A 25,276-nucleotide genomic window follows, 5' to 3' on the forward strand; every position below is an offset into this window, starting at 1 on the left:
GATAAGGTGTTTTGGCATTGGTGGGGGAATCGGTACTTGATTTGAGAGGAGACGTCGTATGTTTACCGCGAGAGATATGGGAGTGGACTTGGGTACAGCAAATACCCTGGTATATGTTAAAGGAAAGGGGATAGTGGTGCGGGAGCCCTCGGTCGTGGCCATCCGGACGGATACAGGCGCTATCGAGGCGGTTGGCGAACAGGCCAAACAGATGATTGGCCGCACCCCGGGCAACATTGTCGCGGTGCGCCCGATGAAAGACGGGGTCATCGCGGATTTCCAGACCACAGCAACCATGTTGCGGTACTTCATCCGCCAGGCGATGAAGACAAAATCCTCGTGGTCCGGAAAGCCCCGGGTGATGATCAGCGTTCCGTCAGGCATCACAGCCGTCGAAAAACGCGCCGTTGAAGACGCGGCGGTCGAAGCGGGAGCAAAACACGCGCAGACCATCGAGGAACCGATGGCAGCGGCGATTGGGGCAGGATTGCCCGTGGGTGAGCCTACCGGCAGCATGGTGGTGGACATAGGTGGTGGTACCACGGAGGTCGCCATCATTTCCCTGGGTGGCATTGTCACAAGTCGCTCCATCCGCGTCGCTGGCGACGAAATCGACGAGGCCATTATTCAATACATCAAAAAGGCGTACAACCTGATGATTGGTGAACGTACCGCGGAGGAAATCAAGACGACCATCGGTACGGCGATGCCAACGACAGAAAACGAATCGATGGACATTCGCGGTCGTGACTTGGTGACCGGGTTACCGAAGACGTTCACCGTCTCCGCAACGGAAATCAGCGAAGCGTTGTCGGATACTGTGGGCGCGATTGTCGACGCGGTCAAAGTCACGCTCGAAAAATCTCCGCCGGAACTGGCAGCCGACATTATGGACCGGGGAATTGTTCTGACAGGCGGTGGAGCGCTCCTGCGAAACCTGGATCGTCTACTCAGCAACGAGACGGGCATGCCTGTGATTGTCGCCGAAAACCCATTGGACTGTGTGGCTGTTGGTACAGGTAAAGCGCTGGACAATTACGATGTATACCGACGTCGACACGCGGCAGCCCGCAAGGCGCAAAGCCGCGCGTAACGCGCAACCGCAAGGCCTGTGGGGATGCGGACGTTGCGCGAGTAAAGGAGATCTCACGGGCGGGGACCAGTACTTTGCGCCCCGACCGGAAAGGGAAGTGGGATGCGGGTGTCCCGACTCATTACGAATCGGCGCTTGTTTATACTGTTGGCAAGTTTCATCTTGCTGATTGTGATTGCCGGGTTGACGTTGCGCGGTCGCGAGCGGCAAGCGACGTGGCCCGAACAGATTGTAATGGATGTACAAAACACGGTCGGTGGATGGATCTATCGCCCTGTCAGCCAGTTGACAGCGTTTCTGGGCGGGATCCACAGTTTGCACGAGATGTACGTCGAGAACTCAAAGCTGAAAGCAGAAATGCAAGATTACAGTGCTCTGAAGGCACAATTGGCAGATGCTTTGGCACAGAACGAGCGGTACAGTCAAATGCTCGGCTTTAAGCAACAACATTCGTCGATGCAGCTCGTTCCTGCACACGTCATTGCTCGCAATCCATCGGAGTGGAGCAACGAGTTGACCATCGATGCGGGTACCAAAGACGGCGTGCATGCCGATATGGCGGTCATCGCTGCGGATGGCAGTCTGGTCGGACGTGTTTCAGAAGCAGCTACCTTTAGTGCAAAAGTGGTTCTCATCACCGACACCCGAGTGGGTGACGGTGTTTCAGCGCGCGTTCAGAACGGCACGAGCCAACCTCCGTTCGGAATGGTCACGGGCTCCAGCACGGAAAACGGAAAACTGGAGATGTCCTTCCTGTCGCCCGTGGAACAGGTCAAAGTAGGACAAACGGTGGTCACCTCCGGTCTGAGCGACATCTTCCCACCACAGCTTGTCATTGGTACGGTGGAAAAGGTAGAACCAGGTCTGCAGGGGTTGACCCAGTCGGCAGTGATTCAGCCTGCGGCTAACCTTGAGTATTTGCAGGAAGTCTTCGTTGTTCAAAAATCGGGTGCAGGTTCATGAAAAATGCCATTTCGTTTTTCCTGATGTGGCTAGGGCTGATTATTCAGTCCACGTTTTTTCAGGTTCCTCCCATCAACGTCTTGCAACCCAATCTGGTTTTGGTTGTACTCGTCATGGTGGCGTTGACGCGGGGCGCGAAGGCGGCGTTGATTCTGGGCGTAGCGATTGGGTTTATCCAGGACGTAGACTATGGATCGTTTCTGGGACTCAATGCGTTTACGTACGGTGTCATTGGATACTTTGCGGCCGCTTCATTTGCGCAATTTCTGCACAAAAACGTGGCATTGACGCTGCTGGTCACTGTGGTCTGTACGTTCGCACAGGATTGGATTACATATGGCATGACGCGGCTGTTTGAGATCACCGCATACTCTTGGCACGCCGTGTTATCCTTTACCTTGGAACAGATGGTGATAAATGGGATTTCACTGTTGCTGCTGTATCCGCTGCTCTTGCGGTGGCTGATGGACAAAGCGCGAAATCGATATAGTCACTCTGAATCCGATCCGGTCTAACATCGCGCCAAATCCAAACCCTCGGCATCGAGGGTTCTTTCACTTTGGGGCAGGAAATGTGCCGACGAATAGCGAATAGTGATTGCCGGGTTATTGGTGTTGAAATCAGGAGGGAACCTTGTTGTCCGTCAATGCGAATACATCTGGGAAGCCCGAAGGAAGGCCGCCGGTGTCGGTAAAAGGCGTCAACGACGGACTCCTGTTTCTCTTGGATGAAGAGTGTGAGCACGAGGTGCTGACAGCCTATCTGCGGGAGTTGCTTTTCGAAAACCCGTCACAGCTCCTGTCGGGGCCCGACGTAAAGGTTTCCGTTGACTACGGAAACCGCAATCTGACGGCTCAAGAGAATCTGGAATTGCTGCAGTTGTTCTTGCAAAAGGACAACTTTTGTATGCGAGAATGGAGCTCGAACACAGTGGCCCGGCGGGCGTTGTTTGCCAATCGTAATCGCCCGGAACGGCAGAACATCCATAAGGGGACCATTCGCGCGGGCCAGCAAGTGTATTACGATGGCGACGTCGTGGTGATTGGCGATGTCAATCCGGGAGGAGAAATCATTGCCACCGGAGATATCTATGTGTTCGGGCGGTTGCGCGGGATTGCTCACGCCGGAGCGAGGGGAGATACATCAGCCATCATCGCTGCAGCCGAGTTCGCGCCACTGCAACTGCGCATTGCAGGAACTGTGACGCGGGTACCTAAGGTGGACGGGCGCGTAATGAATACCTTCATGGAGTTTGCGTATCTGCGCGATGACGGCATGGCCGTCGATAAAATGCACTATCTGTTTGCTATCCGTGGGGAGAAAAAAGCGAAACGAAAGCGCGGATAGGCTCGTCTCAAGGGGGGAGTTTCAATGGGAACCGCCATCGTGGTGACTTCCGGCAAGGGTGGTGTGGGTAAGACCACCTCGACTGCGAACGTGGGTACCGCGCTTGCGCTGCTTGGCAAAAGTGTTTGCCTTATTGACGCGGACATCGGGTTGCGGAACCTGGACGTGGTGATGGGGCTCGAAAACCGCATTATATACGATATTGTCGACGTGGCGATGGGAGAGTGTCGGCTAGAGCAGGCACTTATCAAAGACAAGCGGTTTGAAAGTCTATCTGTTCTACCTGCCTCGCAAACCAAAGACAAGACGGCTTTGCAACCAGACCGCGTGCGGCAAATCGTCACGGAATTGAAACAGTCGTTTGACTACGTCATCATTGATTGTCCAGCTGGCATTGAGCATGGTTTTCGCGTGGCGGTGGCTGGCGCGGATCAGGCCATTGTTGTGACGACGCCGGAAACTGCGTCCGTGAGAGACGCGGATCGGGTCATTGGTCTGCTGGAAACAGAAAACCTGCGCTCTCCAAAGCTCGTCATCAACCGCATTCGATCGAAGATGGTCAAAAGTGGCGATATGCTCGACATTGACGAAATTGTTCAGGTACTGGCCATTGATTTGCTGGGCGCGGTCCCTGACGATGAAACGGTCATCAAGCAGAACATTAAAGGCGAGCCAACGGTGATGCGGCCTGATTCAAAAGCAGCGATTGCGTACCGGAACATTGCACGTCGAATTCTCGGCGATTCCGTTCCGTTGATGGTTCTGGACGAACAACCGGGGCTGTGGGCGCGCGTGAAACGCTTGATTCTCGGAAAGGCGTAAGTGCCTGGGCCTGACAAGGGGCAGTGAGATGGAGTCAGTCGAGCCTGACGAAGCGGAGGGCTGCCCGCGGGTCAGGCCATGTTGAAAGCGTGGTCTCGGAAGGGCCGAGTGCGTTCCTGTGGTAACAGGAGGGGCACTCGGCCCTTTGTCATACTCGTCCGCCCTCTGCATACGTATGAACTGAACGAGTCGTGGAGGAGGGCGCTGTCAATGGCGTTGCGAAGTGAAAAATGGTCATGGGCGACGGTCCACAGACGATTGCAGCAAGGGGTCTTTGGCAGGCAGCGTGAGCATGAAACAGAAGATAATCAGCAAGACGAACTCGATAGCAATCCGTGGCTGTCCCTTCAACCAAACGGCGGTCAAGAACCGTCCCATGTCGGCACGGAGTCGTCCAGCGCCGCCACACCCGGAACGGAACGGCACGCGTCGCCGCGTTGGCTGACAGATCAGTCCTCTCCATACGGTTTTGCGGATGACGATGGTACGTTGAAACAAGTGGACGGCGCCAATTGGCGCAAGATGTTTGGAGCCACCGAGTCCAAGCGGTTTGTTCCGAATCGGGACAACAAGCGTTGGCAAACCAATTCTGGGCCCGGCGCCAAATCCTCCGTCTCTCACTCCGAAGGAACCTGGTTGTTGCAGACAGTGGCGGCCATGGTACTGGTCGCTGCAGGCATCTACGCGCACAACACGAAGGGTGAGCTGTCGACCAAGATTGAGGGATGGTACGCCTCCGCGTTTTCAGCCGATTACAGCAATGTCGCCCTTCCAGCAGTACAGCAGTTCCTGGCCAACCACCACATTGCGTTACCGGTGTTTCAAGGCAATGCGGGCGCCATTAAACTGCACGTTCCGCTGTCTGGGAAAGTGATTGAGGACTACTCAGCCACCCATCCGGAGATGTACATCCAGGGTAAATCTGACGAAACCGTGTTGGCTGCCGGTTCCGGAACCGTGATTCAGGTGGCGAAGGTGAACGGCGGCAGTATGGTGGTGATTGATCACGGCAAGATAGGCACGACCACCTACGCGGGGCTCGGGGATGTCTCGGTCAACAAGGGGCAAGCTGTCTCGTCCGGCGAGGCCATCGGCCACTTGGCCAAGGCAAATGCGCCCGTTCTTCACTTTGCGCTGCAAAAGGACGGGCATTCAGTGAATCCGCACGATTTCATTGTGTTCTCGGATGATACCGTATGAACAAGGTCTCACGCCGACTTCTACATTCACCTTCCATCGTTCGCGATATACGGGTGCTGGGCCGCGTGAAGGTGCACCCGTTATTTCTCCTGTTGGTGGTGGTGTCTGTTTCGGTCGGCATGTGGCGGGAAGTTGTGGTTCTCTTCTTGCTGGTGATGTTGCATGAACTCGGTCACGCTGCGATGGCCCACCACCTCAGATACGAAGTCAAAGAGGTGTCTTTGTTGCCGTTCGGCGGTGTCGCCAAACTCGCTTACGGCACGCTTGGATTCACGCCGGTACACGAAGCGCTGATTGCCATCGCGGGCCCGCTGGTCAACTTGGTACTCGCTGTATTCGCGTGGGCATTGCACGCAGTGGGGCTGTGGTCCGTTGAATTCTACCGCAACGTGGTGGAGCTCAACCTCTGGATTGTCGTCTTCAACTTGTTGCCTGGGCTGCCGCTGGACGGTGGGAGAGTGATGCGCGCTGCGAGATCGCGCACGCTGGGTTACGAAGACGCGACGCGGGAGGCGTACAACGTGGCACTGTGGATATCGGTTGTGTTACTGTGCGCCGGTGGACTGTCGCTGTGGGGCGGTTATCCACATGCAGGCATGGTGATTCTCGGGGTGTTTCTATTTGTTTCGGCTTGGACTGGGCGGCGTGATGTGACCATGGATACAGTGCGGTTTTTGGATGCCAAGCGGCGACGCAAACGTCCGGATGCAGAAGTGGTACGCGCGCTGGCTGTGCCGATGGACGCGACGGTCAAGGATGTGGTGCGACAGTTTGCACCGGACAGGTACCACATGGTGTACGTTCGGGACGACAAAGGTGCCATCTGCTCCGTTGTGGAAGAGGAGGACTTGATGGACGCGGTGTTTGAGGGCCAGTTTCTCACGAAAATGGAGGCGTGGGTTCATCCAGACGGGGATTGACAGTAAAGTGGCACTCGCAAACTCTCTCGTTCAGCGATGTTAGGACTTGGTAAGCAGAGATATTGTCATCCAAACCGCAACGTGGTAATATAGTGTGCGTATGTCTGCGGCTAGGTGCAACCCTTTTCCGTGGACTCACTTCAACCGCATGGTTCGAGGTTGTTCACAAACCCACACTGGGTACCTCGGCAGCGAGTCTAAGTGAAGGAGCGAAAACGATGTACGCTATTGTTGAAACAGGTGGCAAACAGTTCAAGGTATCGCAAGGAGACACCATCTACGTGGAGAAGTTGGACGCGGAAGTTGGCTCGTCCATCACGTTGGACAAGGTGTTCTTGGTCAGCACGGACAAGGGTGTCAATGTCGGAACGCCGACCGTGGACGGTGCGAAAGTGGTAGCCAAAGTGGAGGAGCACGGCAAAGGGAAGAAGATTGTCGTGTTTAAGTACAAGGCCAAGAAGAACTACCACAAGAAACAGGGTCATCGCCAACCGTACACCAAACTGAAGATTGAAGCGATTGAAGCCTAAGGATGTGCGCCTGTGATTTTCGTCAGCGTGTTTGAGAGCTCTGACAGGATTCACAAGGTGCATGCGTCAGGGCATGCAGGATACGCCGAACACGGCATGGATATTGTCTGTTCTGCCGTCAGCGTACTGTTGTACAACGCAGTGAACAGTTGCGAAGCATTGCTCGGGGCTGAGTTGTCGGCGTCTGATGAGACGGACCCGTTCGTTGTGGAAGTGCCGCAACAATGGGTATCTCACGATGGCGTACAGTTGTTGCTTCGCAGTATGGAGTTCGGACTACGGCAAATCGCAGAACAGTATCCGGAGTACTTGGTCGTTCAGACGCGACCTTATATTTTAGAGGAGTGATCACAGATGTTGAAGCTAAACCTGCAACGGTTCGCGCATAAAAAGGGTGTTTCCAGTACCCGTAACGGACGCGACAGTGAAGCGAAACGCCTGGGGGTCAAGCGGTCAGACGGACAATACGTGAACTGTGGATCGATTATTGTTCGCCAGCGCGGTACCAAGATTCATCCGGGTAACAACGTAGGGATTGGCAAGGATGACACACTGTACGCATTGATTGATGGCCGCGTGAAGTTCGAGCGCTACGGCCGCGACCGCAAACGCGTGAGTGTGTATGCTGTAGAAGAAACTGCCGTTGCGCAAGCCTAAATACGGATTCTCTGGAAGGGCCTGGCACATTGCCGGGCTTTTCTTTTGGGGGAAAACTTCGTGTACGAGTTTACACTGGATGCTAGCGAGGCGTTTCGCCGGCATCGACACGATGTGATGAATAGCTTACAGTTGGTGAAAGCCTACATACAGATGGAAAAGTCAGATAAGGCGTTGCAGGCCGTCAACGATTTGGCGGACTGGTTGAAATCCTTGTCTCTGGTGCAAATGCGAAGTACTGAACCTCAGTTATTGTGGACGGCTGCGCAGTGTCCGCGGGTCCGATTCGCGCATGTGCCGGAGGATGTCATACTCCGGCAGGGTGAGTCGGCGGAGATTTGTCGGCTGCTGGAGAAACTCGAATCGTTGGCAGCGCAATACGGGCAAGCTTTGGTGAAACTGTCGATTGCATCACCGGTTGACCGTTGCCATCTGCCGCTCCATATCACGATTTCGTTGCGAGAAGAATTACGGGATTTGTGGAACAATGTACAGAGTGAGCCGTGGAGTTACCTTTTGCTCGACGTTCAATGGTCAACGGCATGAGGTTTTCCTGCGACAAAGGAGTCGGTAAGCGATGTTTGTGGATCAAGCGAAAATTTACGTAAAAGGTGGTGACGGAGGCAACGGGATTGTCTCCTATCGTCGAGAGAAGTACGTGCCACTGGGGGGGCCTGCCGGTGGTGACGGCGGCCGCGGTGGCGACGTCGTGTTTGTGGTGGACGGAGGACTTCGGACGCTGATTGACTTTCGTTATCAGCGCCACTTCAAGGCGGAACGAGGCGAACACGGAAAGACGAAGAATCAGCATGGTAAGAGCGCGCCGGACCTGGTCGTGAAGGTGCCGCCGGGAACAATTGTGAAGGACGCCGACACCGGGGAGTTTCTGGGTGACCTGGTGCGCGAGGGCCAACGCCTGGTCGTCGCAAGAGGCGGGCGAGGTGGGCGTGGGAACACGCGTTTTGCCACCGAAGTGAACAAGGCGCCGGATATGGCGGAAAAGGGGGAGCCGGGCGAAGAGCGCAACCTGTTACTCGAATTGAAGGTGCTGGCGGATGTCGGTTTGGTTGGGTTCCCGAGCGTAGGGAAATCCACCCTGTTGTCATCCGTGTCTGCCGCTCGCCCGAAAGTCGCAGCATATCACTTCACCACGTTGGCTCCTGAGCTTGGCGTGGTCCGTGTGAGCGACGAGCGCAGTTTCGTCATGGCGGATTTGCCAGGGTTGATTGAAGGCGCACACGAGGGACACGGACTTGGTCACGAGTTTCTTCGGCACGTGGAACGTACGCGTGTGATTGTGCACGTGCTGGACATGGCCGCGACGGAGGGTCGAGATCCCATTCGGGATTACCAGATCATCCGCTCCGAACTGGAAGCGTATGATGCCCGACTGGCCACTCGCCCTGAGTTGGTCGCCGCCAACAAAATGGACGTGCCCGGCGCGGAGGAGAACCTGTCCAAGTTTCGCGAGGCGTATCCTCAGCATCGAGTGTTCCCCATCTCCGGTGTGACGGGGCAGGGTGTGCAAGAGTTGGTCTATGCCATCGCAGACACACTGGACGAAGTGGCGCAAGAGGAACCTGTGTGGGAACCGACGGCACCCGAAGAGGATGTTGTGGAGAAGAAAGTGTATCGGTACGAAAAGAAAGAGCCGTTTGAAATCCTGCGACAGGGCAATCGCTTTGTTGTCCAGAGTCCTGAATTAGACAAACTGGTGAAGATGACCAATTTCTCGCAGTACGACGCCGTGGTGCGGTTTCAGCGAATTCTGAAGCACAAAGGTGTTGACGATGCGCTACGTCAACGTGGGGCGAAGGAAGGCGACGTGATCCGCATTGGAGACATGGAATTTGATTTTGTCGAGTGACCCTCCCCCTTGGTGGTCTACGGGACTGCAATCCGAATGCCTGTCCGCAGCGTCGAGTGGTTTTCCACTCGAAGTGTGCGGCTTCTTTGTTTTGGAGGCATGTAGTGGCCGTGCGTCATTTCGGCCGTTACGCGCGCGGGCGTCGACGCACTCGTTCCGAGTGGACCCGCAGGAGGTCGTTCGCTTTGCGTACGAGATCATGGATAGGCAGTGGACGGTTCTCGGCTCCTTTCACTCTCACCCCGATGGAACGCCCACGTTCTCAAAGCGAGACCGTTTGCTCATGGATTGGGGTGCGTGGCACGTGCTTGGCTGCCGGTTGAATGGCGTGTGGGAAGTCACGTTCGCGCGGAGGTCCAGCTGTACTGACGCGACAGATTGATAAATTCGTGGAAATATAATACAAAATGATCTTGCTGCTCACGTGTAGAAAACAGGCCGCCGACCGTTTTTCGCGAAATTCCTCTCAAACGGAGGGATGGAGATGGAAGAACTGTCGGCGGTCTTGTTGTTACAAAAACTGCTCGACGAGGCTGTGGAGCAACGTTGCTCCGACGTGCATATCTACACGGCCAAGGACCAGTTGATTGTGAAATTCCGCAAGCACGGGAGGCTGGAGACGTTTTTGCAGACCGAGCAGATTGGCGCGGAGGTGGTACGTCGCGTGAAGGCGCTTGCTCGGATGGACGTCGCAGAGTCACGCTTGCCACAGGACGGCGCATTTCGCTGGGAATCCGAGATCATGCAGTGTGATGTCCGCGTATCGACATTGCCCACCATTCACGGCGAAGCTGTGGTGATGCGACTCTTCCCTGAACAAAAAGGGCCGCTTGACTTCTGCAGCTTGGGGATGAATCACAAGCAATGTCAGATTGTGACCGACGTGTTGAACAGCAGTGCGGGCATGGTGATGGTGACTGGCCCAACCAACTCCGGGAAGACAACGACGCTGTACGCCATGATGCTGCATCTCGCGCGAGCCGGCAGGAAAGTCGTCAGTATCGAGGACCCGGTGGAGCGGCCGCTGGAAGACTGTCAGCAGGTTCAGGTTCGGGAGACGATTGGCGTCACCTTTGACGTTGGCCTGAGAGCGGTGCTCCGGCACGATCCAGACGTCATCATGATTGGTGAAATTCGCGACGACAAGACGGCGCGTGCTGCGGTGCGCGCGGCACTCACCGGACACTTGGTACTGACAACGACGCATTCCAACGACGCGGTCGGAGCGCTGATCCGGCTGGTGGAATTCGGTGTGGCCCGGTCGTTCGTCGCGGACGTGGTGCGCGGGATTGTTGTCCAATCGTTCGTGGACACGGGAGCCGACAGAGGCAACCAAAACCAGGTGACAGGGGACAGAGCGCCCGAGTTTGAGGTGGTGCGGATTACACCAGAAGTCGCACAACGCCTGGGCTCCGATGCGCCATGGTGGAGTGTGAGAAAAGCGTTGTCAGAACACGCATGCAACAGCGAGGTGCGCGTGTGAACCGAGTGTCACATGACGTGAGGCGGCGGATTGGATTCAGTGGGTTGCAACAGTGGAGAATCGAGGCTGCACTCTTGGAGGTCTCTGGCTGGCTGGTCCCGCTGCTGAAAGCGGGCATACCCCTCAGCGACGCACTGGCGTACGTCGCCACGTCACCGATGGGAAGGCTGGCCAAAGCGTACGCCCAGGCGTTGCAAACCGCAGTCCAGGAAGGACAGTGGCTCGCTGAGGTCTGGTCGGAGCAATTGCCTGTGTTATACCGTGTTTTCCTCATGGAAAGTCAGTACAGCGGCGCTTTGGATGCCTCTTTGTTGGCGTGGGAACGGGTGGTTCAGCAACGCAGGGAGTGGTGGCAAACGATGCTGAAAATTTGCGCCTATCCAATCTTTCTTTGCCTGCTTACTGCGTGCCTGCTGACGTACCTCGTACGCTCTGCCATCCCTACGTTTCAAGCGCTCTACGTTCAACTGGGGGCGAGCCCAGGGCGAGCGGCGCAGGCTTTGGTGGCATGTGCACAATTCGCGGTCTATACCGTGTGGTTGGCGATGCTCTGCGGAGCCACGGCCGCTGTGCTCCTACCGATGGTGAGGCACTACTACCCTCATGTTTGGGAACGGGTGGTGCGGCGCGTGCGCTGGTTCAGGGTGGTTCGGGACATGCGTATTCACTTGCTCTGCTTATGGCTCGGAAGTCTGGTACAGGCAGGAGTTCCGGTGGTGGACGCCCTTCGTGCATTGTCCAGCGAACAATTTCCCCTTTGGGTTCGGCGCACGGCCAGCCAGGCACTTGAGCGATGTCTCTCCGGCAAGGGGTTGACCGAGGCATTCGCTGAAGCGTCCCATCCGCTCTTTGAAGCGGCTCTGAGAACTGCGGAACAGACTGGCGAATTGGCGGAAGCGCTGCTCCGAGTACAAGAAATCTACCAGGTCAGGCTCAAGAACAACGTGGGAAAAATCTTTCGTTGGCTGGAACCAGCGCTGCTCATAGCGGTTGGCACCATGGTGGCGGGGGCCATGGCGCTGTTGTTCATTCCTATGTACGACGTGATTGGTCAAATCTCGGGAGGGGGATCCTTACGGTGAAAGGCGTACAAAGAGCGGCAACCCGGACAGGGGAAGCGGGTTTTACGTTGATGGAGTTGGTCGTTGCGGTTTTCATTGTGGCGGTCATGGCAGCCGTGGTCACGCCGCATCTGCTTGGAATTGGCCAGAATGCTGAAAGCAATGCGTGTGAACAAAATCAGCGGATGATCCGGGCGGCGCTCTCGGAGTATTACTTGATCTACCATAACTACCCGCAGGGTACGGCAGACGAGCAGCTCAAGACTCTGAAAGATGCGAAATTGATTGAATCCATTCCGGAGGAACCCTCTGGCGGTCATTACCAGATCACGGAGACGGATGGCGAGGTCGAGGTGAGTTGTGATGTCCACGGTGAACTGCCAAAGTCAAAGTCATGACCGCCATCAGTGGGAAAGAAAAACCTGCTGGCGATGCGAACGTGGATTCAGTCTGTTGGAATTGGTCGTTTGCCTCGCCTTGCTCGCCGTCGCTTCACTGGGTACCCTGGCGATTGGAGCGCGTTGGTTCAACGTTCACCGACTTCTGTATACGAGAGACAATGTGTTGTGGGCCATGCGCTGGTGCCAACAGTTGGCCGTTGCGAAAGGGATGGACACAAACTTTCGGTTTTCCTTGTACACACCGGAGTTCAGCACCTACCTTGGCCCGAAAAAATTGACACACTTTGATTACCCACCAGGGGTGAATTACCCAGATGGGTACCTACAGATGCAAACCGGAAATGTCCGCTATTCATCACAGGGGACCAGTCAAGTGGGTGGCGTGGTCCGCCTACAGGCTGGTAGCGATACGGTGAGCATCAGTCTGTATTTGGGGTCGGGGCTACAGGCTGGGGTGGACGCTTCATGAACTGGCTTGAGTTGATAACGGCCCTGTGGTTGTGCGCATGCGGCGGTTCCGCTGTAACCAGTGCATGGGTGGCCGCATCTGTCGGCGAAGTGGCGATGGAGCGCCATCGTTTTGTGGATACCTGTTTGCACGACGCAGCAGAACAGTATATGGCCGGACTGTGGAACCCAAACCAGGGCACCATGACGTTTCAGTCACAAGCATTACAGTGCCAAGTGGAGGTTGAGGACGATGGTGCCCTTGCAAAAGTGGTGGCCACCTGTGGGACTCAGTCGGAGACCGTATGGATTCCTCGCTCGTAATTGCTTGGGGAATGACCCAGGGATGTCCCTTCTCGAAGTGGTTGTCAGCTTGGCCCTGTCCAGTATGCTCGTAGCTGTCCTGATTCGGATGGCGTTCGCAAGCTGGATAGGGACGGACACCGTGCGTCGACAAAGTGAATCCTGGGCGATGTCGAATAGCGTGGACCGTATGCTGGGCGACGACTGCCACAGTGCCAGTCGCGCTTCCGTCAGCGGGGGGAATCTGTACATTACACGGATGGACGGGCAGTCGTTTCGTTACCTCGCAAACAGTTCCGGACAGCTGGTTCGAATTGGCCAAACCGGAGGTACCGCGGTGGTCGCGACACAGGTGGCACATTGGCAGGCGAAAGTCGAGGATGGGCGGGCAGTCGACATCGTGGTCACGTTTACATCCGGTGTCACGTATGAGACACAATTTTCCCTGTTGGCGGGCGGTGCCTAGTGTGGACGTATATCCGTAACCACCAACGGGGAGATGTCCTGCTATTTACCATGGGCGTGTTGCTCCTCATGACTTTGGTCTGCGCCGGGATGGCCACGGTCGTCACGTATTGTGCTCAGATTGAAACGCTTAAGCAGCAGCATCAAGAGGTGTACTGGCTGGCGCGCGGACATGCAATTCACTTGTTAGAGGAATTGAGCGCTGGCCACGAAGTGCCCGCACATGCGCTGCAAGCGTACGGCGAAGGAACCGTGGAAACGGCGGTGACGCGTGGAACGGTGTGGACAGTGAAAGTGACTGCAAAGACCTCTCAAGCGACGGACGTGATACAGTTTTGCTATGATTCTGGACGAAAAAAGGTGGTCGATTGGAAAGAAAACCTCCCTGTCACCATGGACAATTCGGTATCTTAGTATGATACGATGGGTGACAGGAGAGTGACGGCTGTGCGGACGGACATTGCGCTAATTGGAATGATGGGCTCAGGGAAGAGCACTGTGGGAGAGCAGTTGGCCGCACGCCTCGGCGGATTGTTTGTAGATCTGGATGCGTGGGTTGAAAGACGTGCGGGGAAACCTATTTGGCGCATTTTCGAAGAAGACAGTGAATCTGCGTTCCGGAACTTGGAGTGGCAAGGGTTGTGCGAATTGACACACACAGCCGGGCAGGGGCGTCGCGTGCTGTCCACAGGAGGGGGCGTCGTCACTTCGCCCGACTGCTGTCAGCTGCTAAGGACCAAGTGGGTGACTATTTGGTTAGATGCGTCGGTGGAGACGCTGGTCCACCGGTTGAGCTCCATGGCTGACCAACCCCGACCCCTCTTGGCGTCGGCGACAAGTTTGTTCGAACGGGTCCGCACGCTGTTGGATGTGCGAAAACCATTGTACGAGGCGTGTTCGCAGTGGCGCGTGGTGGTGGATGAGCAATCGGTGGAAGAGACGGTAGAGTGCATTCTCCGTTACTTATCCAAGAACTGAACGGAAATGATTCACATCGATAAAATCATGTCGTAGATAGAGGGGAGGAATCTGCCGCGTGCAGCACATCAAGGACATGCTGCCGCTTCGTGTAGAACGGCGCTATCAAGAGTATGACGTGCAATACTTTCGCAAGGCCATTCCTCAACTCAACGAATGGGCAGTGAGTGACGAAGTCATTGAACAGCACAAGCTGTTGCTTCTGGAGTACCTGCGGCAGTCGAAAATTTGCGCTGCCTGTACGGGGTACGCAAACTGCGGCAAAGAGGGAGACATGCAGGGTTTTGAACAGACCCTGGAAACGTACGGACCGCACCTGACGGCGGGCGTTCGCCGTTGTCAGCCCTATCTGGAGGAACAGATGCGGAGAAGGTTGGAGCGATGGATGAATTTGTCCGGCGCTCTACCGTATGACAAGACGTATCGGTTCTCCAACTTTCCCGTGGAGCAGCGACGAAAGTATCCTGCGTTAATGCGATACGCGGAAGAATTCGCGAATCACTTCGAAGTAGGACAGCCGATGAAAGGTGTCTATCTGTTTGGACCGCCCGGTGTGGGGAAGACACACCTCATGCTGGCAGTGGTCAATCGCCTGTATGAGCGAGGGATCCCATGCCTGTTCGTCCGGTCTGACTCTATCTTTGACAAGATGCGTCACATCATAGCGGACAATGGCGACCTGGATTCCATGTTGGAGGCGTACGCAACGGCGCCTGTATTGGCTATTGATGAATTCGCCCAAGAGCGCGCGAACGAATTCACACTGGAGAAACTATTTCGCATCATCAACCATCGTTTTCACAGCAAACTGCCAACTTGGTTTACCAGTAATTACGCAGTACCGGATATTTACCGGAAGAACGGAATGGATCTGCTGGACTCCGTCGGACCCCTGCGCAGCCGAATTATGGAAATGGCGAAGCATGTGAAAATGGATGGCGATGATGCCCGACTGCGCAACCTCGAGTCCTTATCGTGACCGACCAGCGTTGATGGTTTCAACGTTCCATCAGTCCGACCAGTGCCAGCTGCTTGACAACAATGTCAATACGGGGGCCGGAGCGTTCCGCTAGCTCCCGCTCCTTTCTTTTCTGTTCGGCTTGCACCAACGGTTTTTCGTTGTCTGGGACGTCTGGTAGAATGCTCTGGTAGTACAGGCGAACCTGCTGTAGCTCCCTCTCGAGGCGTTGTTGCGCCGATACGGCCCAGTCGTGGGGCCGTGCCGCTAGGGCCTGAGCGACATGCGTTTGACCACGCTGGAATGCTTGTACCATGGTGAGTGCCTTCACGTCTGCAAATCGAGACGGGTTCTCCGGCTTCATAGAGATTTTGCGGATAATATCGTAAAAGCGTTCCACAATTTGTCCGTTGGACAGACAGACCCCGACGGACCAGAACTGTTGTTCGACTAAGTCACAGCGGTAGGATACAGTCATATTCATCATCAACCATGGGACGAGTGCCGACGTTTCTTTCCAGGATTGTGGGACAACACATGCAAATTGCCCGCGCTTGTCGAGGGACGCGTACATTTTGTCCAGGCGGAAGCTGCCGAGTGTCACCAGCTCAGCGGTAGGCGGGCGAAAGAACATGGGCTGAATGTCATTTAGGTTTTGCTTTTCCGCTTCAGCTCGCGCTTCCTCTCGCAGTCGCTGGTTTTCCCGCTCGAATGCGTCCTCTGTAAAGGCGAGTCGAAGAATCGTCGGTTGCACTTCCTGATGGGTTTGCTCCACCCACATCCAGTAGTAGGGTCTATCTGTCAACTCTTTGTCGACGTCTCTTGGCAACTCATACTCGCGGTATCCGTCCGTCGCGTACACCACGGGCGCTCCGACGGCCGTAAAGTAAGCTTCGCAGAATGTCAGCCGCTCCTCAGCCGTTCTCAAGGGTACTTGGCTCATCATGTGTTCTCCTCAATCTGTTGTAGCAATGCGTCGCCGTATCGGTGTAGTTTTTCTCGCAGCTCCTCATCCGAGTTGCTCGTCATCGCCCACTCCAAGATGTTGTCTTCCAGTTTGCTGGCGAGTGTTGGATCTCCGACAATGTAATCCAATTCGCCAATGACCATTTCAAACATGCGGATTTTCTCCTGGAGCAATTCCACAATGTGCGCCTCGATGGTGTCCTTCGTGGCCAGGTTGTGGATGTATACTTCTTTCTCCTGGCCTAAGCGGTGAATGCGGCCTATCCGCTGTTCCAGGCGCATCGGGTTCCATGGTAAGTCGAAGTTAATCATCTGATGACAGAACTGCAGGTTAATCCCTTCTCCCCCAGATTCCGTTGCCACCAGTACTTTCATCTTCTGGGCGAAGAGGTCCTTCATCCAGTCTTTCTTACCGCGTTTGAATCCACCGCGAAACGGAACCGCAGAAATGCCGCGTTTCCGCAACATGTAGAGGAGAAAGTCCTGGGTAGCACGATACTCGGTGAAGACGATGCACTTGTCATCCATATCATCGAGCATTTCGAGAACCTTCTCCACTTTTGTGTACGTTGTGATTTGCTGAGCCAGTTCCATGAGATGTGCGATGTGTACTTTCATGGTCTCAGATTGCGCGCGTTTCATCATCCGGTCCATCGTGACCATCGCAGCATACGGGGAAGAGCAGATCTCGCGTTGTAACGTGATCAACGGCAGCACGGAGCCCTTGTTCTCCAGGCGTTCGTTGTACTCTCGCTTCAAGAACTGTTGTACGGCGTCGTAGAGCATGCGTTCCTCGCGGCTCAGGTACAACGGCACGGCAGCCACGTGGCGTTTCGGCAAGGTCGTGGCGCCGTCCATGCGGCGGTTGCGGATCATCACGTTGGACAGCTGAGATTTCAGTTGAACCGGATCTCGCGGCAGCCGGGCCGACTTGACGTGATGGGACGCGAACTCCTGACTGTTGCCAAGATGACCGGGTTTGAGCAACGTGATGAGCGTGTGCAGCTCCTTTAAGTCGTTCTGAATCGGTGTCGCCGTCAGCAACAACATAAACTTGTTGGGAATTTGGTTCACCATTTGCCAGTTTTTTGTCTTGCTGTTCTTCAGCTTGTGGGCCTCATCTACCACCAACAAGTCCCACTGAACACTGGACACGGTGGACTTGTGCGGTTCGCGCTTCGCGGTGTCCAGGGAACCGACCACAACGTCCGCCTGCGTCCAACTCCACTCGTTCTTTTGCGCGTAAGCGGGGATGCGAAATTTTTCGTTCAACTCCCGGGTCCATTGAAGGACGAGGGATGCTGGGGTTAGGACGAGAATCTTCCGAGCCAATCCACGCAACAAGTATTCCTTCATAATGAGTCCGGCTTCGATGGTCTTGCCGAGGCCGACTTCGTCCGCGAGAATCGCCCGTCCGTGTAACTCCTGCATGACGTGTCGCGCAGTTTGAATCTGATGCGGTAACGGCGTAAATCCTTGAATGTGTTCAAGGACGAGCAACTCTTCAAAGTCGCCCGCCAACCTGGCTTGTGTGGCAGTAACTGCCAAGGAAAACAGCGACCAATCGGCCGCGCCAAGGTTGCCAAGCGCAGCTTTTTCTAGGTATGCTGTAAAGGCAGTTCGCAATTCTTCGACATGCCAGGAAAGCGGAGGCATGGGTGTGAAGTGGTTGTACTTGGTTGTCGATAGGTTCACTGCGCAAACCTCCAGCGTCGATGGATTCCGGGAACGCGTCACTAGTATGGACAGTTTCGGAAAAATCTTTCGTAGACCTCGTGAGGAGCGCGTCCAGAAAGGGGGAATGTGCGTGGCGGAGTTAAAACGAACGCCGCTGTATCCACTCTATAAACAATACGGCGCAAAGACCGTAGAGTTTGGTGGATGGGACATGCCCGTTCAGTTTCAGAGTATTCTTGTGGAACACGAAAGCGTGCGCAAACGGGCCGGGCTCTTCGATGTCTCGCACATGGGCGAGTTTGAGGTGACGGGCAAGGACAGTCGCGCGTTTTTGCAGTTTCTCGTCACGAACGACGTCTTTAAACTGCAGCCCGGCATGGCGATGTATTCACCGCTCCCCAATGAACACGGCGGTTGCATCGATGATCTCCTCATATACTGCTTTTCTGAGGATAGATTCTGGGTGGTCGTCAACGCGGGGAACATTGACAAGGACTTTGCGTGGTTCCAGCAACACGCAGGTGAATTTGACGTGTCACTGGTCGACAAATCGAGTGACATCGCGCTCTTGGCCTTGCAAGGCCCGCTGTCGGAGGCGATTCTCCAACGCGTTACAGATGTCCCGTTGGCAGACCTGAATTACTATCGATTTGTGGAAGGTCGCGTATGCAATCGTCCAGCCGTGATTTCGCGCACGGGGTATACCGGTGAGGACGGATTTGAACTGTACCTAGACGCCGAGGACAGCCCGGCGGTGTGGACGGAGTTGCTGGTTCAAGGCGAATCCGAAGGACTGTTGCCATGCGGCTTGGGGGCTCGGGACACGCTTCGCCTGGAAGCCAGACTGCCACTCTACGGCCACGAGCTGGCTGAGGATATTTCCCCGTTTGAAGCCGGCCTGGGCATGTTCGTCAAACTCGACAAAGGGGATTTCGTAGGAAAGACGGCGCTGTCGGCGCAAAAGGCGGAAGGTGTCCAGCGCAAGATTGTGGGCATTGAACTGCGGGAGCGGGGGATTCCGCGCGCAGACTACGATGTCTACTTCGAAGGTCGGCTGGTCGGCCGCGTGACTTCCGGCACGATGTCCCCAACGTTGAAAGTACCGATTGGACTCGCGTTGATTGACGTGGACGTCGCGCAAGTGGGTACGCTGCTCCAGGTGGACATCCGAGGCAAACAGGTACCTGCGGAAATTGTGAAAACGCCGTTTTACAAAAGACCCAAGACAAAAGCATAACTGGAAGCTCTACCGTTCCGTGAGACAAGACAACAGGAGGCAAGCCCGGTGAGCACATTCAGCTATATTCCGCATACAGATGAAGACCGGCAGAAAATGTTGGAATTTCTGCAGATCTCCGATACGTCAGAGCTTTTTTCCGATATTCCCGAACAAATTCGTATGAAACGGCCGCTCCAACTGCAACCTGCCATGGCAGAGCTGGCCTTGGAACGCCACATGGACAAGCTCGCGGCGAAAAATGTGCACGTCGGTCAGGTTGTGAGTTTTCTTGGCGCGGGGTCTTATGAACACTATCAGCCGAGCGTGATTGACGCCATCATCGGCCGATCCGAATTCTACACTTCCTATACACCGTATCAGGCAGAGATCAGCCAGGGAATGTTGCAGGCTATCTTTGAGTATCAGACCATGGTGTCCGAACTGATGGGCATGGACTTGGCGAATGCGTCCATGTACGACGGCCCGACGGCATTGGGGGAAGCGGGCATAGTGTGCTGCTCACACACACGTCGAAACAAACTTCTGGTGGCGTCCACCATGCATCCTGAGTACCGTGCAGTCCTGGATACGTACGCCCACGCTCAATCGATTGAGGTGGTCGTTGTCCCGTTCAAGCACGGGATGGTCGACGTGAGACAGCTCGAGCAGTACCTAGACGATTCGGTCGCAGGTGTACTGATTCAGTACCCGAACTTCTTCGGTTACATCGAAGATGTCCGCGCGATAGGAGAGCTTGCGCATCAGCGCGGGGCTTTACTGGTGGTCAATACCTACCCAATTGCGCTTGGATTACTGGAGTCACCGGGTGCGTTGGGCGCAGACATCGTGGTTGCGGAAGGACAGTCGCTTGGAAACGCCATGGCGTATGGTGGACCGTATCTTGGTATCATGGCGGCGCGGAAAGATTTGATGCGGAAGCTGCCAGGCCGCATTGTCGGACAGACGACGGACAGCCAGGGGCGCCGTGGATTCGTGTTGACATTGCAGGCGCGGGAGCAGCACATTCGCCGTGAAAAAGCATCGTCGAACATTTGCAGCAATCAAGCCCTGAATGCACTTGCAGCGACGGTGTTTCTCTCCTACATGGGTAAACAAGGTATGCGCGAGTTGGCGTTGCAAAATTACCATAAAGCGCACTACTTCCAGTCGCGCTTAGCGCTGCTGCCTGGTGTACAGATCCCGTTTCAAGGGCCTTTCTTCAACGAATTTGTGGTGAAACTCCCAATGGCGGAAGCGGTTCAGTCTGCGATGTTAGAGAAAGGGTACTTCTTTGGTCTGAACCTCGGAAAGTATGATACGGAGTTGCAGGATTGCGTGTTGTTGACTGTAACGGAAGTTCGAACAAAGGCCGAATTGGACGCAGCTGTGGCAGAACTGGAGGGACTCCTATGAGTTTGCAACGCAAGGGAGATCAACCCCTGATTTTTGAACGAGGACGTGCTGGGCGGAAAGCGTACACGCTTCCGGAACTGGACGTGCCTGAGGCATCTCTCGACGACATCGCCGGATTGGAACGATCCACACCACCTAATTTGCCGGAAGTCAGCGAAGTGGATGTCATCCGCCATTTCACGGACCTGTCCACACGGAACCACGGGGTCGATTCCGGGTTTTACCCTCTCGGTTCCTGTACCATGAAATACAATCCAAAGCGAAACGAAAAGGTGGCCCGATTGCCAGGGTTCGCAAAGCTTCACCCATTGCAGCCCACCTCTACGGTGCAGGGTGCACTTGAACTGTTGTATCAACTGCAACAGGACTTGGCTGAAATTACGGGGATGGACGCAGTCAGTTTGCAGCCTGCGGCTGGTGCGCAAGGCGAGTGGACGGGGTTAATGATGATCTCCGCATACCACCGCGATAGAGGGGAACGACGCGACAAAGTGATTGTACCGGACAGCGCCCACGGCACGAATCCTGCGAGCGTCACCATGGCTGGTTTACAGGCGGTGACCATTCCGTCGAAGGAGGATGGCAGCGTCGACTTGGACGCGTTGAAAGCGGTCGTTGGACCGGACACAGCCGCGCTGATGCTGACGAACCCGAGTACGCTCGGGTTGTTTGAAACACAGATTCTTGAAATTGCAGACATCGTGCACGCGGCGGGAGGGCTGCTGTACTACGACGGTGCCAACGCAAACGCCATCCTCGGATACGCGCGTCCCGGCGACATGGGCTTCGATGTTGTGCACCTGAACTTGCACAAGACGTTTTCGACGCCGCACGGCGGCGGGGGACCGGGTGCAGGGCCTGTCGGTGTGAAAGAATGCCTAGAACCGTACCTGCCAAAACCAGTGATTGTGAAACGCGAAGACGGTACGCTGGACTGGCAGTGGGACTGCCCGCGTTCCATTGGGAAAGTCAAGGGTTTCTACGGGAACTTCGGGATCTTGGTACGGGCGTACGCGTATATTCGCACGCTCGGGCCAGAAGGGTTAAAGATGGTCTCGGAACACGCGGTCTTGGCTGCAAACTACCTCATGCGCCGCCTGCAAGCGGCTTATGACTTGCCGTACGACAGGGTCTGCAAACACGAATTTGTGTTGTCCGGCCGCAGACAGAAGAAGCTCGGTGTGAAAACGTTGGACATCGCCAAGCGGCTGCTCGACTTCGGGGTGCACCCCCCCACCATCTACTTCCCGTTGATTGTGGAAGAATGCCTGATGATTGAGCCAACGGAGTGTGAAAGTCTGGAAACCCTCGACGAGTTCGCCGACATTTTGTTCCACATCGCAAAAGAAGTCGAGACAAATCCTGAATACGTCAAACAGGCGCCGCACCGCACGGTGGTTCGCCGCCTGGACGAGACGAAAGCTGCACGCAATCCGATTCTCCGGTATACGTTTCCAAGCTGAACTCATGACATGGGTGTGCCTCAACGGCACACCCGACATTCGATACGGGGTGAATTAGCGGAGAAGATCACTTTCGTGGGCTTCCGCGCTCTGCGTCCCTGTGTCCGCCAACAGGTGTACAGCTCTGTCTACGTCATGTACCTGCCAACGCTGTCCATCCCAGTGCACCCTTGTCACACCCGTGTTGTGCAGCGCTGCCGGCGGCTCTTGACTGAGTACCGAGAGCGTCATGCGGATGAATCCACCGTGCGTGACTGCGATGACGCGTCCGTGCGCGACCGTACTCGGAACGACTTCCAGGAAGGCTCGTACGCGGGCGGAAAAGACGTCGTCGGTTTCTTCGCTCGTTAGCGTGTCGTCGATGACCGGAAATTCGGGCGTATCTGGAATGCGTCCGTGAACGTCTGCATCCATTCGGGGCTTTCCTTCCAAGGGACCGAAGTGGCGTTCGCGAAGTAACGGTTCAATAGACAGTGGGCACTGCAGTCTCTGCTGAAGGATGTGTGCCGTCAGCTGCGCACGGGCGAGATCGCTCGTAAACATGTGTGTAAACGACTCACCGGCGAGTGCGTCGGCGAGTGCTCTTGCCTGTGCGACGCCCGTTGCATTTAAAGGAACGTCGCGCCAACCTTGCCATCGTTTTTGCAGATTCCAGTCCGTTTGTCCGTGTCGAACAAGCCATAGCTCTATCACGTTTTGACCTCCATAGGCCCACCGCCGTCGGTTGATGGAAACCAGCGGGGGGTGACGTTGGTGTCCCAGGCGACGTGAAAACGCCGAGGTGGTTCAAGTATAACAAGGCTTATGTTACAATGACACCAACTTTGTCCAGTGGACATGTGCGAGGAGGGCGCCACGTGGGGACGGACAAGCCATACCTGCTGTTGCTGAACGGACCAAACCTGAATCGTTTGGGTATACGCGAACCGGGGCTGTACGGGACGGACACGTTGCAAGACGTGGTGAGCCGAGTGGAAGCTGCTGCGGCCGAGTACGGCGTTCTGGTGCGGTCTTTTCAGTCGAACGCGGAGGGAGACTTGATTGATTTTCTGCAGGCGCACGGTGTGCACGCCGTCGGCATCATCATCAATCCAGGCGCGTTGGGGCATTACGGGTACAGCCTCCGCGATTGTCTGGCTGACTTGCAGCGTCCAACCATCGAGGTGCACATCTCAAATGTCCATCGCCGCGAGGCATTTCGACATCAACTTGTGTTAGCGCCTGTGGTTACAGGACAGATTGTAGGCTTGGGGACGTACGGCTACGAACTGGCGGTGCACTATTTGCTGCGTGAGTTGCGCAAGTGAGTATGTCCTGTAAATCCGGGAAAGGTAGTAATGGCCTTGCGTTTCTCCGCCAAGCGTGATTTCATAGTGATGTTCATTCGGTTTCGATTGTACAGGAGGGTATATCTGTGATATCTAGTAACGATTTTCGCACCGGCACCACCATTGAAGTCGATGGCGGGATTTACCGCGTCATCGAATTTATGCACGTGAAACCTGGAAAAGGTGCCGCGTTTGTGCGCACCAAGTTGAAGAACGTGAAGACCGGTGCGGTCAAGGAACAAACGTTCCGCGCAGGTGAAAAGGTCCCGCGTGCTCGGATTGAAACGCGCGAGATGCAGTACTTGTACAACGATGGCGACAACTACACGTTCATGGACACCGAAACATATGAACAAATCAGCATTAACAAGTCTCAGCTCGAATACGAACTGAACTTCCTGAAGGAGAACATGAACTGCTATATCGTCATGCACGAAGGGCAGGCCATCGGAATTGATCTCCCGAATACAGTAGAGCTCAAAGTGATTCACACGGAACCGGGGATTCGCGGCGACACGGCCACGGGTGGCAGCAAGCCTGCGACGGTGGAAACGGGATACACGCTGCAAGTGCCGTTTTTCGTGAACGAGGGCGACGTGCTTCTCATCGACACCCGCACAGGAAACTACATCTCCCGCGCATAACGGACCGTTCACAAGACCCTGCGAGTAGATTCTCGCTGGGTCTTTTTTACTTCAGCGATTTCCGAATCGCGGTGAACCGTGCTAGTGGAATTTTGCAATCGCCCATCTCTCTCTGGTGGTCTTGTTTCCGCTCCTATTGCATATAGGACAAGCGAAGGGAGAGAGGCAGATGTTCCACGTCACGGAAAAGGTAGTGCTCGGCATGGCTGGCATTCGGGTGTTATCCAGTTTCATCGAAATGACCGGCGCCATCCTCATGCTCTACTTTGGAACCGCGGCCAAGGCGCTGCAAGTGAATGCGGCGCTCGCCCTCGTCGGACCTGTTGTGCTGGTGTCTGTCACGTTCCTCGGTGTTTTGGGCGTTGCCGACGAGATGAGTTGGGGGAAAATCGTCTGGATTGTGCTGGGGGTTGGATGCATTCTGTACGGGGCGAAAGGCTGAGGTAGACGGATGGGATTCTCAGTTCCTCACATACTACACAGAGATGACGACGTGTAGGAGGGCTTACCCATGGAGCAGCTACAGGGATTCGATGTGGGCACATTGTCCCTGGAACACAGGATGGCGTACTTACAGGGTGTGTGTTCATCCATGCCAATACAGAATTCGGATCAACAGCGCGTCCTAGTGGAGGTTGTCCGGTTGATGGGAGACGTGGTGGACGCCGTGACAGATTTGAAGCAGCGTATGGACCAGCTGGAGCAATATGTGGACGATATGGATGACGACCTTGCCAACCTCGAAGAAGCCGTATTCGACGGTCTCAATGACGAAGACCTGGACGAGAAAGCGCCGGACGGTCATTCCATGCTCGTCTCATTCGCGGACGTTCCATGCCCGCATTGCGGATTGCACTTTTTTGTCGACGAAGATTTTTGGGCGGCCCAAGACGTCGTCGACGTCGACTGTCCAAATTGTCATGAGAGCGTGGAAGTGTCGAAATCCGGACTGAACCCATCGCACTGAGCACGGTTTCGCAAAGACGGCCGCAGAGGCCGTCTTTTTTTGCTCCCGGTTTGACACGAACGTATGACTTTCGCGTTTTGCTTTTTATCAAGCGGTGGATGGTT

Annotated in this window: 32 protein-coding genes and 1 other annotated feature; of the genes, 29 read left to right on the forward strand and 3 right to left on the reverse strand. The window is 55.4% G+C overall.

Annotation, left to right across the window (positions count from 1 at the left end):
* Positions 1-58: 58 nt before the first annotated feature.
* The 22 genes from YWK_RS0104380 (at position 59) to zapE (ending at position 15,516) form a co-directional block, all read left to right on the forward strand.
* Positions 59-1,093 (forward strand): rod shape-determining protein, encoded by a 1,035-nt coding sequence (locus YWK_RS0104380; protein WP_026963840.1) that lies wholly within the window; start codon positions 59-61, stop codon positions 1,091-1,093.
* Between the two features lie 108 nt (positions 1,094-1,201).
* The gene (gene mreC, locus YWK_RS0104385; protein WP_026963841.1) at positions 1,202-2,056 is read left to right on the forward strand and encodes a rod shape-determining protein MreC; all 855 of its coding nucleotides are present in this window, start codon (positions 1,202-1,204) and stop codon (positions 2,054-2,056) included.
* Positions 2,053-2,571: a rod shape-determining protein MreD gene (mreD, locus tag YWK_RS0104390; protein WP_026963842.1), complete on the forward strand. Its 519-nt coding sequence runs from the start codon at positions 2,053-2,055 to the stop codon at positions 2,569-2,571. Before mreC ends, mreD begins: the two co-directional genes overlap by 4 nt.
* Before the next feature lie 121 nt (positions 2,572-2,692).
* Positions 2,693-3,403, forward strand: coding sequence for a septum site-determining protein MinC (minC, locus tag YWK_RS18300; RefSeq protein ID WP_051375119.1), 711 nt, complete (start codon positions 2,693-2,695; stop codon positions 3,401-3,403).
* Between the two features lie 24 nt (positions 3,404-3,427).
* On the forward strand, positions 3,428-4,225 hold the full coding sequence (gene minD / locus YWK_RS0104400) for a septum site-determining protein MinD (protein ID WP_026963843.1): 798 nt from the start codon (positions 3,428-3,430) through the stop codon (positions 4,223-4,225).
* A gap of 210 nt (positions 4,226-4,435) precedes the next feature.
* Positions 4,436-5,425 (forward strand): murein hydrolase activator EnvC family protein, encoded by a 990-nt coding sequence (locus YWK_RS0104405; protein WP_026963844.1) that lies wholly within the window; start codon positions 4,436-4,438, stop codon positions 5,423-5,425.
* Positions 5,422-6,345: a site-2 protease family protein gene (locus YWK_RS0104410; protein ID WP_051375121.1), complete on the forward strand. Its 924-nt coding sequence runs from the start codon at positions 5,422-5,424 to the stop codon at positions 6,343-6,345. The genes YWK_RS0104405 and YWK_RS0104410 overlap by 4 nt, the downstream gene beginning before the upstream one ends.
* Before the next feature lie 132 nt (positions 6,346-6,477).
* Positions 6,478-6,554, forward strand: a sequence feature (ribosomal protein L21 leader region).
* A 9-nt stretch (positions 6,555-6,563) separates the two neighbouring features.
* On the forward strand, positions 6,564-6,875 hold the full coding sequence (gene rplU, locus YWK_RS0104415; protein ID WP_026963846.1) for a 50S ribosomal protein L21: 312 nt from the start codon (positions 6,564-6,566) through the stop codon (positions 6,873-6,875).
* A 12-nt stretch (positions 6,876-6,887) separates the two neighbouring features.
* Positions 6,888-7,223: a ribosomal-processing cysteine protease Prp gene (locus tag YWK_RS0104420; RefSeq protein WP_026963847.1), complete on the forward strand. Its 336-nt coding sequence runs from the start codon at positions 6,888-6,890 to the stop codon at positions 7,221-7,223.
* Positions 7,224-7,229: 6 nt separating this feature from the next.
* Positions 7,230-7,532, forward strand: coding sequence for a 50S ribosomal protein L27 (gene rpmA, locus YWK_RS0104425; RefSeq protein ID WP_026963848.1), 303 nt, complete (start codon positions 7,230-7,232; stop codon positions 7,530-7,532).
* 60 nt (positions 7,533-7,592) lie between these two features.
* The gene (locus tag YWK_RS18305) at positions 7,593-8,078 is read left to right on the forward strand and encodes a Spo0B domain-containing protein (protein ID WP_051375123.1); all 486 of its coding nucleotides are present in this window, start codon (positions 7,593-7,595) and stop codon (positions 8,076-8,078) included.
* Positions 8,079-8,109: 31 nt separating this feature from the next.
* Positions 8,110-9,399 carry a GTPase ObgE gene (gene obgE / locus YWK_RS0104435; protein ID WP_026963849.1) on the forward strand — a complete coding sequence of 430 codons (1,290 nt, stop codon included), beginning with the start codon at positions 8,110-8,112 and terminating at the stop codon, positions 9,397-9,399.
* Complete coding sequence (locus tag YWK_RS0104440) at positions 9,383-9,781, forward strand: Mov34/MPN/PAD-1 family protein (protein ID WP_026963850.1); 399 nt, start codon at positions 9,383-9,385, stop codon at positions 9,779-9,781. Before obgE ends, YWK_RS0104440 begins: the two co-directional genes overlap by 17 nt.
* A 102-nt stretch (positions 9,782-9,883) precedes the next feature.
* Positions 9,884-10,882 (forward strand): GspE/PulE family protein, encoded by a 999-nt coding sequence (locus YWK_RS18310; RefSeq protein WP_051375125.1) that lies wholly within the window; start codon positions 9,884-9,886, stop codon positions 10,880-10,882.
* Positions 10,879-11,964 carry a type II secretion system F family protein gene (locus YWK_RS0104450; RefSeq protein ID WP_026963851.1) on the forward strand — a complete coding sequence of 362 codons (1,086 nt, stop codon included), beginning with the start codon at positions 10,879-10,881 and terminating at the stop codon, positions 11,962-11,964. The genes YWK_RS18310 and YWK_RS0104450 overlap by 4 nt, the downstream gene beginning before the upstream one ends.
* Entirely contained in the window at positions 11,961-12,341 is a 381-nt protein-coding gene (locus YWK_RS0104455; RefSeq protein WP_026963852.1) for a competence type IV pilus major pilin ComGC, read from the forward strand. The genes YWK_RS0104450 and YWK_RS0104455 overlap by 4 nt, the downstream gene beginning before the upstream one ends.
* Positions 12,307-12,813, forward strand: a complete 507-nt coding sequence (locus YWK_RS0104460) for a prepilin-type N-terminal cleavage/methylation domain-containing protein (RefSeq protein ID WP_084453473.1) — start codon at positions 12,307-12,309, stop codon at positions 12,811-12,813. The genes YWK_RS0104455 and YWK_RS0104460 overlap by 35 nt, the downstream gene beginning before the upstream one ends.
* The gene (locus YWK_RS0104465; RefSeq protein WP_026963854.1) at positions 12,810-13,115 is read left to right on the forward strand and encodes a hypothetical protein; all 306 of its coding nucleotides are present in this window, start codon (positions 12,810-12,812) and stop codon (positions 13,113-13,115) included. Before YWK_RS0104460 ends, YWK_RS0104465 begins: the two co-directional genes overlap by 4 nt.
* 22 nt (positions 13,116-13,137) lie before the next feature.
* A complete protein-coding gene (locus tag YWK_RS0104470) occupies positions 13,138-13,560 on the forward strand; it encodes a hypothetical protein (RefSeq protein ID WP_026963855.1) in 423 nt (140 codons plus the stop codon).
* A complete protein-coding gene (locus tag YWK_RS0104475) occupies positions 13,560-13,973 on the forward strand; it encodes a competence type IV pilus minor pilin ComGG (protein ID WP_156909032.1) in 414 nt (137 codons plus the stop codon). The genes YWK_RS0104470 and YWK_RS0104475 overlap by 1 nt, the downstream gene beginning before the upstream one ends.
* Positions 13,974-14,006: 33 nt before the next feature.
* Entirely contained in the window at positions 14,007-14,537 is a 531-nt protein-coding gene (locus tag YWK_RS0104480) for a shikimate kinase (RefSeq protein WP_026963857.1), read from the forward strand.
* 58 nt (positions 14,538-14,595) lie between these two features.
* Positions 14,596-15,516, forward strand: a complete 921-nt coding sequence (gene zapE / locus YWK_RS0104485) for an AFG1/ZapE family ATPase (protein ID WP_026963858.1) — start codon at positions 14,596-14,598, stop codon at positions 15,514-15,516.
* Positions 15,517-15,535: 19 nt separating this feature from the next.
* On the opposite strand, the gene YWK_RS0104490 is transcribed toward zapE, so the two are convergent.
* Positions 15,536-16,438 (reverse strand): YqhG family protein, encoded by a 903-nt coding sequence (locus tag YWK_RS0104490; RefSeq protein ID WP_051375127.1) that lies wholly within the window; start codon positions 16,436-16,438, stop codon positions 15,536-15,538.
* Positions 16,438-18,117: a DEAD/DEAH box helicase gene (locus tag YWK_RS18315; protein ID WP_051375170.1), complete on the reverse strand. Its 1,680-nt coding sequence runs from the start codon at positions 18,115-18,117 to the stop codon at positions 16,438-16,440. The genes YWK_RS0104490 and YWK_RS18315 overlap by 1 nt, the downstream gene beginning before the upstream one ends.
* Before the next feature lie 145 nt (positions 18,118-18,262).
* On the opposite strand from YWK_RS18315, the gene gcvT reads away from it, so the two are divergent.
* The 3 genes from gcvT to gcvPB are packed head-to-tail and all read left to right on the forward strand — an operon-like array spanning position 18,263 to position 22,233.
* Positions 18,263-19,375: a glycine cleavage system aminomethyltransferase GcvT gene (gcvT, locus tag YWK_RS0104500; protein WP_084453492.1), complete on the forward strand. Its 1,113-nt coding sequence runs from the start codon at positions 18,263-18,265 to the stop codon at positions 19,373-19,375.
* Positions 19,376-19,423: 48 nt separating this feature from the next.
* Positions 19,424-20,770: an aminomethyl-transferring glycine dehydrogenase subunit GcvPA gene (gcvPA, locus tag YWK_RS0104505; RefSeq protein ID WP_026963861.1), complete on the forward strand. Its 1,347-nt coding sequence runs from the start codon at positions 19,424-19,426 to the stop codon at positions 20,768-20,770.
* Positions 20,767-22,233: an aminomethyl-transferring glycine dehydrogenase subunit GcvPB gene (gcvPB, locus tag YWK_RS0104510; RefSeq protein ID WP_026963862.1), complete on the forward strand. Its 1,467-nt coding sequence runs from the start codon at positions 20,767-20,769 to the stop codon at positions 22,231-22,233. The genes gcvPA and gcvPB overlap by 4 nt, the downstream gene beginning before the upstream one ends.
* Positions 22,234-22,287: 54 nt before the next feature.
* Here gcvPB and YWK_RS18320 read toward each other — a convergent pair whose 3' ends face one another.
* Positions 22,288-22,926, reverse strand: coding sequence for a histidine phosphatase family protein (locus YWK_RS18320; RefSeq protein WP_051375130.1), 639 nt, complete (start codon positions 22,924-22,926; stop codon positions 22,288-22,290).
* 164 nt (positions 22,927-23,090) lie between these two features.
* Between YWK_RS18320 and aroQ the strand changes: the two genes are divergently transcribed.
* The 4 genes from aroQ (at position 23,091) to YWK_RS0104535 (ending at position 25,172) form a co-directional block, all read left to right on the forward strand.
* Positions 23,091-23,540, forward strand: coding sequence for a type II 3-dehydroquinate dehydratase (aroQ, locus tag YWK_RS0104520; RefSeq protein ID WP_026963863.1), 450 nt, complete (start codon positions 23,091-23,093; stop codon positions 23,538-23,540).
* 107 nt (positions 23,541-23,647) lie between these two features.
* Positions 23,648-24,205 (forward strand): elongation factor P, encoded by a 558-nt coding sequence (gene efp, locus YWK_RS0104525; protein WP_026963864.1) that lies wholly within the window; start codon positions 23,648-23,650, stop codon positions 24,203-24,205.
* Positions 24,206-24,374: 169 nt separating this feature from the next.
* Positions 24,375-24,647 carry a YqhV family protein gene (locus tag YWK_RS0104530; protein ID WP_026963865.1) on the forward strand — a complete coding sequence of 91 codons (273 nt, stop codon included), beginning with the start codon at positions 24,375-24,377 and terminating at the stop codon, positions 24,645-24,647.
* A gap of 69 nt (positions 24,648-24,716) precedes the next feature.
* A complete protein-coding gene (locus tag YWK_RS0104535) occupies positions 24,717-25,172 on the forward strand; it encodes a CD1247 N-terminal domain-containing protein (protein ID WP_026963866.1) in 456 nt (151 codons plus the stop codon).
* Positions 25,173-25,276 lie beyond the last annotated feature (104 nt).

It is taken from the genome of Alicyclobacillus pomorum DSM 14955, from assembly GCF_000472905.1.
Lineage (GTDB): Bacteria > Bacillota > Bacilli > Alicyclobacillales > Alicyclobacillaceae > Alicyclobacillus_A > Alicyclobacillus_A pomorum.

Bases quoted from the DNA above. Each gene is read 5' to 3' on its own strand.
- YWK_RS0104380 (WP_026963840.1), top strand. From the start codon at position 59: ATGTTTACCGCGAGAGATATGGGAGTGGACTTGGGTACAGCAAATACC.
- mreD (WP_026963842.1), top strand. From the start codon at position 2,053: ATGAAAAATGCCATTTCGTTTTTCCTGATGTGGCTAGGGCTGATTATT.
- minD (WP_026963843.1), top strand. From the start codon at position 3,428: ATGGGAACCGCCATCGTGGTGACTTCCGGCAAGGGTGGTGTGGGTAAG.
- YWK_RS0104405 (WP_026963844.1), top strand. From the start codon at position 4,436: ATGGCGTTGCGAAGTGAAAAATGGTCATGGGCGACGGTCCACAGACGA.
- YWK_RS0104410 (WP_051375121.1), top strand. From the start codon at position 5,422: ATGAACAAGGTCTCACGCCGACTTCTACATTCACCTTCCATCGTTCGC.
- rplU (WP_026963846.1), top strand. From the start codon at position 6,564: ATGTACGCTATTGTTGAAACAGGTGGCAAACAGTTCAAGGTATCGCAA.
- rpmA (WP_026963848.1), top strand. From the start codon at position 7,230: ATGTTGAAGCTAAACCTGCAACGGTTCGCGCATAAAAAGGGTGTTTCC.
- obgE (WP_026963849.1), top strand. From the start codon at position 8,110: ATGTTTGTGGATCAAGCGAAAATTTACGTAAAAGGTGGTGACGGAGGC.
- YWK_RS18310 (WP_051375125.1), top strand. From the start codon at position 9,884: ATGGAAGAACTGTCGGCGGTCTTGTTGTTACAAAAACTGCTCGACGAG.
- YWK_RS0104460 (WP_084453473.1), top strand. From the start codon at position 12,307: ATGTCCACGGTGAACTGCCAAAGTCAAAGTCATGACCGCCATCAGTGG.
- YWK_RS0104465 (WP_026963854.1), top strand. From the start codon at position 12,810: ATGAACTGGCTTGAGTTGATAACGGCCCTGTGGTTGTGCGCATGCGGC.
- YWK_RS0104470 (WP_026963855.1), top strand. From the start codon at position 13,138: ATGTCCCTTCTCGAAGTGGTTGTCAGCTTGGCCCTGTCCAGTATGCTC.
- YWK_RS0104490 (WP_051375127.1), bottom strand. From the start codon at position 16,438: ATGAGCCAAGTACCCTTGAGAACGGCTGAGGAGCGGCTGACATTCTGC.
- YWK_RS18315 (WP_051375170.1), bottom strand. From the start codon at position 18,117: ATGCCTCCGCTTTCCTGGCATGTCGAAGAATTGCGAACTGCCTTTACA.
- gcvT (WP_084453492.1), top strand. From the start codon at position 18,263: ATGTGCGTGGCGGAGTTAAAACGAACGCCGCTGTATCCACTCTATAAA.
- gcvPB (WP_026963862.1), top strand. From the start codon at position 20,767: ATGAGTTTGCAACGCAAGGGAGATCAACCCCTGATTTTTGAACGAGGA.
- YWK_RS0104530 (WP_026963865.1), top strand. From the start codon at position 24,375: ATGTTCCACGTCACGGAAAAGGTAGTGCTCGGCATGGCTGGCATTCGG.
- YWK_RS0104535 (WP_026963866.1), top strand. From the start codon at position 24,717: ATGGAGCAGCTACAGGGATTCGATGTGGGCACATTGTCCCTGGAACAC.